Source organism: Bacillus cereus group sp. TH152-1LC (assembly GCF_027710505.1).
Lineage (GTDB): Bacteria > Bacillota > Bacilli > Bacillales > Bacillaceae_G > Bacillus_A > Bacillus_A mobilis.
The window spans coordinates 20,251-32,640 of the sequence record NZ_JAQFNK010000018.1; the positions used below are offsets into that span (position 1 = coordinate 20,251).

A 12,390-nucleotide genomic window follows, 5' to 3' on the forward strand; every position below is an offset into this window, starting at 1 on the left:
GATTCTATTAAAAAGTTAATAGACATATTTCTCTTCAGTAAAGGAGATAAATTATGCATTGTTACTGGAAAAGTTGGATCTGAAGGATGTCTCCATCTTCCTCTTAGTATTGCGAAAACTGTGTATGATAATGTAAGTACGTATGAACCTATGTATGTATCAAGAACTTAAAGTTATAAAAGAAGCAGTGAAAAAGGATCTGATATTCATATCAGATCCTTTTTCATTCGTAATATGGAATACTTGCTTACATGGGTTAGGTATCCCTAGTCTTACCTTCATAGAAGGAGCTGAAAAACTAAAAGACGAATACAGGTTTATTGTATTATATGCATCAGGTCATGGGAAAATGGATTCACTAGATTTAACTGAAGAATATGAGATGCCAAATATAATAGATTGGTTGAATGAAATAGTAGATATTCTTAAGATTGAACAATTTTCTCCTTGCTAGCATTCTTTTAGGAGTTTTACAATAGATATAAAGCATAAAAAATCCCTCAAGAAAAAGCATGTTCTTGAAGGATTTTTTATGCTTTATATATTTTATATTGCTTGTAACTTATTAATTAAATTTATTTTTAGATATTTCAGCGCGTTGAATATAACCATCAGAGAAGCTGAAATAAAGAGAATAGCTTCCTCGATTATATATGAAGCCTTCACTAGTCATATCTTCTCCGATTCCATCTGGTTCACCAAACCACTCTTTTAATTCGTTAATAGTGATATCCATTTTCACTGATATATATCTAGCGTCCAAAGGATACATGTCAATATTATAATTGCCGTATACCGCTATATTAGGTGCATCACATTCTGTACATGGTGCTTTCTTCCAAACATCAGGTGCTCCATATTCTTTTTTTACGTCAGATAGATCTTTACCTAATACATCTAATTTAAATGGACCAAACGTTCCATTATCTAAAGCTGTTGTTAACATTTGTTTTAATTCTTCTTTTGAATTGATGTTGAAATTATAATCTCTGTTTTTTGCTATTGCATTATAGAAAAATTGTGCATACTGCTCACGCTTCACAATCATATTTCCATTAAAATTACCTGACTCGTCACCTTGTGCTATACGGTTACTACGCACTGCATTTACAGATTTATAGGCCCAATGACCTTTTGGTACATCTTTAAAGTTCCCTTGTACTTTTGATTCTAAATGAAACGCTTTTTGTAATACTTCTGCCATTTCATACCGAGTTAATACGTCATCTGGACGAAATGTACCTGATCCATCACCTGTCATAATTCCAGCTTGTGCAATGGCTTTAATATCCTTTTCAAACATATGATTTGTAATGTCACTAAACATATTCGCCTGTTTATCGTCTGCTATTAAACCTAAATGTCGATTGACTAAAGAAGCTACCTGTCCTCTAGTAACATTGTCTCCAAAACCAAATTTTCCATTGCCATATCCTTTATAAATCCCTGCTGATGCTAAGTAATCAATAGCTTCTTTTGACCAGTGGTCCTTTGGTACATCTGTAAATACAGTGTCAGTATTGCTAACTACCTTATAGCTATTTGCATTACCGTTTGTTTTCGTATTTGTTTCTGCATTTACTGTGCCTACCATCGTTGTAGTTGCTAGTGCTGCGGTTAGTACGAATCCAAAAAACTTTTTAACTTTACTTGTTTTTCTGCTCATTTGTGAGCCCCCTTGTTATAGTAAATGTATTGCATAACCTTAGTAAACATTTAATATAATTAAATGTTTATATCGTGATTATAACATATAAATGATAAATTTTTACCGTGAATTTCCATGGAATAAATATCTATTTTTAAAATCTACATGAAACTTAACCATAATATCTATAAATATTCATCTCTATTTAAAAAATAGCAATCATAAATTCATTCGAAAAAATGATCTAAATACCTTTTCGTTATTTATGAACAGTAAAACGCTCCTTTTTTCAATCTACGATAGAAGATAGAATATATATTTGGTATAATCAAAACATACTATATGAAACGATGTACATGAGTTTGAGATTTATGTAATAAGGTAAGGAATACATAACAATAACTACGCTATAAGATTCAGTTCATGTTATACAAATCGATCGTTAGAAAGGAAAAGAAGTAATGAATCAAATTTCATTTGAAGATTTATTTGAAGAAGAAAACGAGAAAGAAAAGGTGGAGGTAGCTGAAATACCAGTACCTTTATCGCCATTGCAAAAAGATATATTGGAATTAATGGATTCTGAAGAAATAAGTGCTCTTGAGCTATGCGAACAATTAATACGATCTGGCAAAATATCAGATGAAAGATTCACAACGAATAAGCCTAAAGCATATGGAGAAGTATGCTTACTATTAGAAGGTTTTGTTAAAGAAGGAAAGCTTATTTTTGTCAAAAGTGATGAGAAAAGAGATAGGGTTTATAAATTGAATGAAGAAATGTTTAACGTATAAGGTGTACAGGGGGAAATGAAAAATTTCCTAGGGGAGTTCATTCATTTAGATTATCAAAAAGGTGTCAATCTTGCTTAGATTGACACCTTTTTTTGATAATCTAACATCTTACATACTTACGTTTGAAACCAAGTCTGCCTCTATCAAGTTCTTTCTGAATACTCTCTGTAGCATTTAACAAACTGCTTTTTTTATTATCACGTTTGATTTCAACTATACCAACTTCTTTTGCGATTTCGACTGCTTTTTCATGTAGTGGTACATATGAAATTGCTACCGTGTTTAGGAAATTATTCATAGCGGATTTTGTTCGTTCTGGCGAATCATGGATTGTATTTTTCACCATTTCAAGCATAGCGGCAATTTTGCTTTCGGCAAATTCGTTGTCTTTGCGATTTCCTAAAAGCCAACAGTAGCAACTCCAGCCTGCAGACATTTTAAGTTCGTCCCCACTTGCAATCCATGTATCAGCAACATCTTGTGCAATATTTGATTCGGATAAAGTTACTGCTACTACATAATCGGACAACATATAAAAATACGCTCCGTCTATCCAGCGATCAAAATCAGACTCATTCATAGCTTTTGGATCGGCAATAATGCCTGCAAAGTACATAGCATCGTAGTTGCCTGTGGCATAAAGTTCTTCAGCTAATTCTTGATTTATTTTTATTTTTTTCGCGATTGGTTTCATCGCACCTGTAGCTACGCCGAAAACTGGCTCGTGTGCACCGTTAGATATGTATATTTTTTTCGTTCTTTCTTTACCAAGGGCTTCAAGTTCTTGCATAACTGTTTTAAAATCCATAGCTGTGCACTTCCTTTCTTAATATAAAGACCATTTTAATTGTGAGTATCTAGCCTATGTTTTTTATCATGTCTTTCATATTTCTTAATTTTAAATCTTAAGTGAGTAGGATGTCTACTTTCTGTAATTTATCGATAACTCAGTTAGTTATTTTGAAAGTCTAGCTTTTTATAATTGTGAGGGTATTATATGAAAGTAAACGGGAAGAAAATACAGAGATATAGCTTTTTACATAGATTTTTGGGATGAGGAGATGATATCTTTGGCTCTTTTTTGGTATTATCATGTTATTATTTGGTAAGTTGATAAATGGAATTTAAATGTAAGTATGAGGAGTTGCTTATAAATGATAAAGAGATTTACTAGAGTGGTACTAATTACGGTGATGCCAATCAGTTTAATTATGGGTTGTGGGAATGCTGAAAAAACTAAAGCACAAGAGACAAAAGCGGTGCAATCTGAGAAAAAAGACTATATGGATTATTCATATGGTAGCAAAGGTATATTAGTAAGCAGCAAAGCGAAAGAACGTCAACAATACGAGGTTGGATTTATAGATGACAACAAGTTAATAGGGATTGATGAAAATATTGAGGACTGTATTATTTTAGATAATAAAGATGAAGCAGGTTACATTTGGAAACAAGTAGAGCGGGGAGCTATTATTGAAGTGCAATTTGGTAAGGACCGCAACGATATCGTAGGCGTACAACTAGTAGGAGATCGTGAGCCATATGAAATTAGTGATAAGTTTGATCGAAATACGATAAATGAGATTGTCGAAAATGTTAAAGTGAATTTGTAATAGACGTATTTCGATAGTATAGGATATATTATTAAAAAATGATAAATCGCATACATAAAAGCTTGGAATCAACTGCATTTTTAATATGAAAATGCAGTTGATTTATGTTGAGAAGTACATGCTATTCTATAGTCTTGTAGAAAAATACGTAACCATAAATGAATTATTCCTCTTTCAGCTGTTATGATCGCCGTAAGGTTATTATCCAAAATAAAAGAGCACAAGCACTAACAGATATACCTAATATGCATACTCCATCCCAACCATATTTTGCATACGTATTTGTTGAAAGAATTGCACCTGTTGCACTACCAATAGAATAAAAAATCATGTAACTGGCAGTGAGTCGACTTCTTGCTTCGGGACGCACTGTGAACAGCATACTTTGATTGGTGACATGTACAGCTTGCACAGCTAAATCTAAAAGGATAATGCCGAAAATTAGTAATAATAGAGAGTGGTTAATAGATTTAATTAGGAGCCATGAAAGTACTAATAATGATAAGGCTATGCCAGTTGTTCTTTGTCCTAATCCTTTATCAGCTAGTCGTCCAGCTTTAGTAGCAGCTAATGCACCCGCCACTCCAGCAAGACCGAACGCACCAATAGCTGTATGCGAAAGGTTATGTGGTGTAGCACTTAGAGGCAATACTAAAGAAGTCCATAAAATACTGAATGAAGTGAAAATAAGCAATGCTAATATTCCGCGAATGCGTAAAAGTCTTTCTTCTATAAATAATAAGAAAACAGAGTATATTAATTTTCGGTAAGACATAGTTGTTACTTTTTTATGTTCAAGAGTAGGCAAATTTCGGTGTAACAAAAAAGTTACGAAGAGTAAAAGGATAGCAGAGGTGAGATAAACGGACCGCCATCCAGCTAAATCCGTTAATATACCTGCAAATGTACGAGCAAGGAGTATACCTATTACAACGCCACTTGTAACGAAACCTACTATGCGTCCACGTTCTGCTGTATTAGCTAAAATTGATGCATATGCGACAAGTGTTTGCGTAACAGTTGCAAAAATTCCTACTAAGGCCATACCTATAAAAAGTACGATGGTTGAGGGAGCGACACCAATTATTATTAAAGCGATAACGGATAAAAGCATGTGAGCAATAATAAGTTTCTTTTGGTTTAATAAGTCACCAAGTGGAACGAATAAAAGTAATCCAAGTGCATAACAAACTTGAGTAATAGTAATTACAATACCGATAGTTGAATGGCTAATCTTAAATTCATTTGATAAAGAATCAAGTAGTGGATGAGCGAAGTATATATTTGCTACCGCCATCCCGCAAGCAATGGAGAACAATAGAGTCATATAGCGGGACATGATTGGACTAGCAGATGAATGTAACTGAGTATGATTGTCTTTTAGAGCGGCCATCATTTTTTCTTTACTATTCATAAAAAAACAGCTCCTTTTTGTATTATTAGAAATAACGTACCGAACGGTATGTTATTTTGTAAGTAAAATATAATCTCGAAGAAATATATATGTCAAGTTTATTTTGATTTAATTATGATTTTTTTGACACTTCGATTATAATCTAATACGATATATAATATACTGATTGGTACATAAACGGTGATATGTAATTTAAATAATTAGATGTAGAAAGGAGATGGTTTTAAATGGCACGACTACGCGAATTTGATGAAGAAAAAGCTTTGGATGCTGCAATGCAACTTTTTTGGGAGAAGGGATACGCAGCTACCTCATTAAGCGATTTAACTGCTAAAATGGAAATACAAAAGCCAAGTTTATATTCAGCTTTTGGTGATAAAGAGGGTTTATTTGAAGCGGCATTAAGGAGATACACAAATTTACATGCGGCTAATATACGAACAAAACTTCAAAACGAACAATCTGTAAAAGAAGCAATTCGGACGTTTTTTGAAAATATGGTGGAAGAGGAATATAAAAAAGAGTTCAGTAAAGGTTGTTTTTGTATTAACACAATGGTTGAACTTGCTCCTCATAATGAAAAATTTGAAGTACTGACTAGAGAACATCAAATGTATCTTACAGTTATTTTTCAAGAATTAATTACGAAAGGAATTCGATCAGGAGAACTCCAAAGTGATTTGAACGCTAAAGCAGTAGCACAAACATTAGTCACGTCTTTAATTGGATTAACAGTGTTAATGAAATCACGTCCAGAACGTTCCGTTATAGATAATTCGGTATCTATCATAGTGTCGTTACTAAAATGACTTTTGCAGAAATGTATTTCAATGTTAGTGAGTAAAATATGAGTGATCTTTTCCATATAATAACTCCTTTCAATGTGAAAATGTTGATATTTAAAAATGGGAAAGTATACAGAAATAGGATTGATTAATAGATACATAATAGTTATGAAAAATTATAAAGGTCCTTCTTGTTGAAGAATTAGTAAAAGGTATCCTAATTTATTTTTTGAGAAGTAGTGGAGTGTAAGGTGGATAAGTGCTTTTGACGGAAATTACAATTGGTTTTAAAATAATGTCTGTTAAGGAATTTTATAGAAACTATCATTCACCTGCTGAGGAAAGTATGTATAAAAGGGTGGAATAAACATAGTTTTATACATACATAGTAGATTTATAGTCTTTCACGAATGAGAAAATTAAGGGAGGTTAGGATACTTATACGAACTGTGTAGGTATTTCATACAGCAATGAATATTAAAAAACGAGTAATCACACTATCAACAAGTCTAGTAATGTTAGGGAGCGCACCTTTAGCGATATCAGCAGAAGAGAGTAAAAACCTTCAAACTGATCAACTTCGTATCGCGCAAGGGGAGAGTGGAACGAGCGGATTAAGTTATTCTGATTTCAATCTAGAAACTCCAGATCACATGCAAATTAACGAAGCGGAAGTATCAGAGAACGAGAAAATTCTTTTAGAAGAATATAAACATAAACATGATGAAACAGAAGAGTTACATAAAATGAAAGAAGCGAAAACAGGTCAAGTAGCGGAAGATGAAGCTATTTCAAACATTGAAAAGGCATTTGAACATGTAGACGGTCGAAATGATGGTTCTACTCGCGAAATGAAGCCGGTTGAAAAGCCAAGAGCTATTCAGTATAGTGCATCGATGACTACAAAGAAATATGGAACACTTGCAGGTGCCCCTTTTGTAGAGTGGATTGTTCCAGCAGGAAATCCTGATATTCGCCCAGCCAATCCGATGAAAGCACGTTATATTACAATTCATGAGACTGCAAACACAGCTCGCGGTGCGAATGCTGAAAATCATGCGAAATATTTGTATAAACAAGCAACGGAAGGTACGTTCCGAACAGCTTCATGGCATTTTACTGTAGACGATAAACAAATCTATCAGCACTTACCAACAAATGAAAACGGTTGGCATGCAGGAGATGGTGATGGTTCAGGAAATAGAGAATCTATCGGTATTGAAATTTCAGTTAACCAAGATGGAGATTATAATAAAGCGTTAGAGAATGCAAAACGACTTGCAGGATACTTAATGAATAAAGAAGGAATTAGCGCGGATCACATTTATAGGCATCAACAATGGAGCGGAAAAAACTGTCCTGATATTTTAATTTCTCGTGGGAATTGGACTGGCTTCGTACAAGGTATTCAATGGTATGCAAATGTTAACGCACAAATTGACTCGCCTTTACAAGAAAGAAACGAGCTATTTGATTCAAATGAATATAATCCAGCTGAACCTAACATGGAGCTTGTAGTGAATGGTGACGGTATAAACGTACGTAGTGGTGCGGACCTTGAGCATCATATTGTTCGTAAAGCTTCAAAAGGTGACCGTTACAAAGTGTTAGCAGTTAAAAACGGTTGGTACAAAGTAGGGAATGGAGAGTGGATTTTCTACAATCCAAGTTGGATTAAAATTAACTACAATGTACCAAAAGAAGAAGTACAAAAGCCAAAAGATGATATTACAGGTGGATGGTTTGAGGGACATATTCGTAAACTTCACAGTCTAGGTATTATGCACGGAGAAGGAAATGGTGTGTTTGCGCCTTATCGTAATGTAACGAGAGCTGAGTTTGCGACATTAATCTCAAATGCTCTTAAACTCCCAGAAGGAAATAAGTCATTTGTAGATATTAACAAAGCGCACCCATCACTTCATGACGGTATTAAACGTAGTGCAAGTGCAGGAATTATTAGCGGTCGTGGCGGAGGGATTTTTGACCCGAATGCGCCAATCACTCGTGAAGAAGCATCTATCATGATTGACAATGCATTACAGTATAAAGGTGTTACAGGTGAATTAGTCGCATTACCATTTAGGGATAAACATTTGATCACATATAAACAGCCTGTTCAACGATTATACAGCTTACAGGTAGTTACTGGTGTTGGAAATAATGAGTTTAACCCTAAAGGTACAACAACTCGTGGTGAGGCAGCTGCCTTTTTAGTGAAGATGTTAGATGCAAGTCAAAAATAGAAAGAATGGTAAAGGAGCTTTCCAAAATGAGAATTTGGAACAGCTCCTTTTTATTTTAGCCCCTATGAAGCCCCTTCCAAGCCCCTTATAAGCACCTACCAAGTAATAAATCACTAAGAAAAAACAAAACAAAAACAACTACAAGAACAAAAAAGCGCGAAAAAATAAAACCGGCGTTGTAGTAGTTAAAAAAATTTGGAATTCAAACGCAAAAACAAAGCCCTTATTCCTATATGTATATGGAAGGATTGAATTCTGCTTTTTTATCCCGCGTTAACGGACAGTATAACTCCCACCTCAAAATTTAGTTGGAGCAAAGAAGTTAGGTGGGAGTCGGGCTGTCCGTAAATGTCCGATTGGTTCAACTAATAATCAGTGGGGGATGAACAAAACCCCCACTGATTAAAGTTTCACTTTATGAATAAAAGGAGGAGGGAACTATATGGCGGTGTACCGTAATGTGCAGGTGAACTTTTGGCAAGATGAATTCATATTAGATTTAACGCCAGAGGAGCGTTATTTTTACATATATTTGTTAACTGGTACGAAAACGAAGCAATGTGGAATTTACGTATTACCGAAGCGTGTGGCAGAACTGGAAACAGGCTACAGTATGGAAACTGTTGAGAAGCTGTTAAATAGGTTTGTTGCATACGGCAAGATTTTATACAATGCGGAAACGAAAGAGTTATACATACTAAATTGGCTACACTATAACCCTATTGTAAATACGAATGTAGAAAAGTGTGTGTTACGTGAGTTGAAAACTGTAAAAAATAAAGAATTCATACATATGTTTTTACGTACATGTCTTGAAGAAGAATGGAATATTCCATTGTTATTGCAGCATTTTGGTATGCCGGCAGAAGAGGATAATAGTAGTTTACAAGAAGTTGCTGAGGAGAAGGAAGAAGGGATAGAAAAGGATACTTCGCATAGTAAAGTTTATAAGTTTTATGAACAACATATAAGTAGTCTATCCCCATATATCGTGAAGGAATTGAAAGAGTGGATACAAAAAGTTTCAGGAGAGACAGTACTAGGGGCACTTAAAATTGCGTTTGAACAGAATAAGCGAACATTTGCTTATATGAAGGGAATTTTGAGGAATTGGTGTAAGAAAGGGAGAGTAGATTTCATTGAAGGGAAGGGAGGCCTACATAAGAGTCAGGTATGTAGTTTGCATGATCCATAGTATGAGAAAGTATGGGTTTTTCAGCTTTTCTAAAAGGTTCTTCCGTAAATAAAAGCGAATTGTTTGAGAAAGGAGGGGTTATATGGAAGTCGTCATAAAGAAGAAACGAACTAGGGGTAAGAGAATTTTCATTTGGTGTAGTAGTATCGTTCTTTTGTTCGTTATTTGTACAGTGATTTTCTTGAACATATATACGCTTAGATCTGTACCAAAGATAGATGGAACGATTAAGCTAGAAGATTTAAAACATGCTGTTCAGGTAAAGCGGGATAGTAAAGGGGTACCGCATATTAAAGCGGAAAATGCACATGATTTATATTTTTCGCAAGGGTATGTACAAGCGCAAGATCGTTTGTTTCAAATGGATTTAAGTAGAAGGCAAGCTTCTGGGATGTTAAGTGAAGTGGTAGGGGAAGCAGCTCTTGATAGAGATAAATTGTTTCGAACGCTCGGTTTACGGCGAGCAGCCGAAGCGTCTGTTAGTCAATATGAAGGGGAAGCGAAGTATGCCCTGCAGTCATTTGCTGATGGGGTGAACGCTTTTATACGCGAGGCGAAAGAGGAAAAGAAATTGCCGGTTGAGTTTACTATATTAGGTTATGAGCCTACTGAGTGGTCAATCGTGGATTCTTTAACGATTGGAAAGTATATGGCGTTTGATTTAGGCGGACATTGGCACGGACAGGCATTTCGATATTGGGCGCTGAAAAATTTACCGAAAGAGCAAGCAAATGAGCTATTTCCTACATATCCGAAAGATGCACCTAGATTGCTAGCTGAACTGGAAAATACAAGTGTGGACGTAGCACAAAGTTTTGCAAAAACGATCATTCCACCTGAGTTTAACGGTAGTAATAACTGGGTCATAAGCGGAGAGAAGAGTGCGTCTGGTAAGCCGATTTTAGCGGATGATCCTCATTTATCTCTTGCGACGCCTTCTATTTGGTATCAATCGCAACTTGAAATGAAAGATTTACATGTGAGTGGCGTTATTTTCGCGGGTGTACCAGGTGTTATATTAGGTCACAATGACAAAATAGCATGGGGTGTTACGAATACTGGTCCTGATGTACAAGATTTATATATTGAGAAGAGAAATCCTAATAATGAAAATGAATTTTTGTATAACGATAAGTGGGAAAAAGCTACAGTTGTTGATGAATCGATTAAAGTAAAAGGCGGGAAAACAATTCCGTATAATGTGACGATTACGAGGCATGGTCCAGTCATTTCAGAGTTTGCGGATAAAGGAAAAGAGAAAACGAAAACAGTATTCGCGTTGAAATGGACTGCTTTGGAACCTTCCGCTGAATTAAAGGCTGTATTAAATATGAATAAGGCGAAAGATTGGAATGAGTTTGAAACGGCTCTTCAAGATTTTCATACACCAACTCAAAACTTTGTGTTTGCATCAAACGACGGCACAATTGCTTATAAAGCGAATGGAAATATACCAGTTCGTAAAAAAGGTGATGGTAGTTTGCCTGTACCAGGATGGACAGATGAATATGAATGGGAAGGGTATATCCCGTTCGATCAACTTCCAAAAGTAATTAATCCAAAACAAGGGTTTATTTCAACGGCGAATAATAAAATTGTGGATGATCATTATCCATACCATATTAGTAATACGTGGGCGCAGCCATATAGACAAATGCGTATTCAAGAGTTTTTACAAGAGAAGGAAAAATATACGGTGAAAGATTTAGAAGACTTACAGATGGATCAAAAAAATTTATACGGGAAAGAATTTGCTCCAATATTGTTAAAAGAGTTAAATAAAGTATCTTTAAATGAAGTAGAGAAAGAAGGCGTAAAACAATTAACAAAGTGGAATTTTTATGATAGTAAAGATGAAGCGGCACCATTACTATTCCATTTATTAATGAAAGAGATTTCGAATACGTTATTTTCAAAAGAAATACCGAAAGATGTGATGGAGTTATTTGAAGGGAAGTCACAAGTTGTTGATGAATTAATTCGAAAAGAAGTAGCAGGAGAAAATAGCGCTTGGTTTACGAAGTACGGAGGATTCACAAAAGTTGTGCATACATCGTATGAAAATGTAATGAAGAAATTACAGAAGGAATATGGACCCGATGTTGCGGAGTGGAAGTGGGGCGATTACCATCAGCTTGCGTTCACACATCCAATCTCCAAATCATCTAGTATGTTAGCACTACTTGCATTTAATCGCGAAAAACCAGTTCCGATTGGCGGCAGCCAAGTTACCGTTCAAGCAGCGAGTTACGGAGATAACGGTATTGTTAATCACGGAGCTTCTTGGCGATTCGTTATTGATACGAAAGATATGTCAAATGGTTATCATATTGTAGGGCCAGGACAATCGGGACATTTTAGAAGCGATTGGTACCATGATCAAATCGATGATTGGGTAAACGGAACGTATCATACGACTACATTGAATATGGATGGGATAGAGGGGAAAGTGTTAACTTTAGAGCCGAAGGGATAATATTTCCACTGATGAAAACTGTTAAATTAGAACATAACCAAGTTCTTAAATAATTTTAAAAGCCTACTATCAGTTAAATTGATAGTAGGCTATTGTATTTTAGAGAATAAGATTCAATGAGTTTATTATGGCGAAATAGTAAATGTTTTAACATTTACTTATACGATAATGGGCCTTATTTACTCTGTTACAAAAGAAACCACACAAAGCGTTCTGTTT

9 protein-coding genes and 1 pseudogene are annotated in these 12,390 nt (G+C 35.1%); 7 read left to right on the plus strand and 3 right to left on the minus strand.

The features are described 5' to 3' along the window. Positions 1 to 244: 244 nt before the first annotated feature. Positions 245 to 442: pseudogene (locus tag PDL00_RS26795) on the plus strand (alpha/beta fold hydrolase); the annotation flags it as partial. A gap of 123 nt (positions 443 to 565) precedes the next feature. Here the strand turns inward: PDL00_RS26795 and PDL00_RS26800 are convergent. Then, positions 566 to 1,666 (minus strand): S-layer homology domain-containing protein, encoded by a 1,101-nt coding sequence (locus PDL00_RS26800; protein WP_270732374.1) that lies wholly within the window; start codon positions 1,664 to 1,666, stop codon positions 566 to 568. Between the two features lie 443 nt (positions 1,667 to 2,109). Here PDL00_RS26800 and PDL00_RS26805 point away from each other — a divergent pair, with 443 nt between their 5' ends. Next, positions 2,110 to 2,442 carry a DUF3895 domain-containing protein gene (locus PDL00_RS26805; protein WP_270732377.1) on the plus strand — a complete coding sequence of 111 codons (333 nt, stop codon included), beginning with the start codon at positions 2,110 to 2,112 and terminating at the stop codon, positions 2,440 to 2,442. Between the two features lie 100 nt (positions 2,443 to 2,542). Here the strand turns inward: PDL00_RS26805 and PDL00_RS26810 are convergent, their stop codons facing one another. Next, positions 2,543 to 3,250 (minus strand): DNA alkylation repair protein, encoded by a 708-nt coding sequence (locus tag PDL00_RS26810; protein ID WP_270732380.1) that lies wholly within the window; start codon positions 3,248 to 3,250, stop codon positions 2,543 to 2,545. Between the two features lie 346 nt (positions 3,251 to 3,596). Here PDL00_RS26810 and PDL00_RS26815 point away from each other — a divergent pair, with 346 nt between their 5' ends. Continuing rightward, a complete protein-coding gene (locus PDL00_RS26815) occupies positions 3,597 to 4,055 on the plus strand; it encodes a hypothetical protein (RefSeq protein ID WP_242254248.1) in 459 nt (152 codons plus the stop codon). 181 nt (positions 4,056 to 4,236) lie between these two features. Here the strand turns inward: PDL00_RS26815 and PDL00_RS26820 are convergent, their stop codons facing one another. Next, the gene (locus tag PDL00_RS26820) at positions 4,237 to 5,469 is read right to left on the minus strand and encodes an MFS transporter (RefSeq protein ID WP_270732383.1); all 1,233 of its coding nucleotides are present in this window, start codon (positions 5,467 to 5,469) and stop codon (positions 4,237 to 4,239) included. A gap of 227 nt (positions 5,470 to 5,696) precedes the next feature. On the opposite strand from PDL00_RS26820, the gene PDL00_RS26825 reads away from it, so the two are divergent. From PDL00_RS26825 to PDL00_RS26840, 4 genes are all read left to right on the plus strand, one after another. Then, positions 5,697 to 6,278, plus strand: a complete 582-nt coding sequence (locus PDL00_RS26825) for a TetR/AcrR family transcriptional regulator (RefSeq protein WP_242254252.1) — start codon at positions 5,697 to 5,699, stop codon at positions 6,276 to 6,278. A gap of 446 nt (positions 6,279 to 6,724) precedes the next feature. After that, positions 6,725 to 8,500 carry an S-layer homology domain-containing protein gene (locus PDL00_RS26830; protein WP_242254254.1) on the plus strand — a complete coding sequence of 592 codons (1,776 nt, stop codon included), beginning with the start codon at positions 6,725 to 6,727 and terminating at the stop codon, positions 8,498 to 8,500. A 442-nt stretch (positions 8,501 to 8,942) separates the two neighbouring features. Next, a complete protein-coding gene (locus tag PDL00_RS26835) occupies positions 8,943 to 9,695 on the plus strand; it encodes a DnaD domain-containing protein (protein WP_270732388.1) in 753 nt (250 codons plus the stop codon). An 82-nt stretch (positions 9,696 to 9,777) separates the two neighbouring features. Next, positions 9,778 to 12,171, plus strand: coding sequence for a penicillin acylase family protein (locus PDL00_RS26840; RefSeq protein ID WP_270732390.1), 2,394 nt, complete (start codon positions 9,778 to 9,780; stop codon positions 12,169 to 12,171). Positions 12,172 to 12,390: the final 219 nt, after the last annotated feature.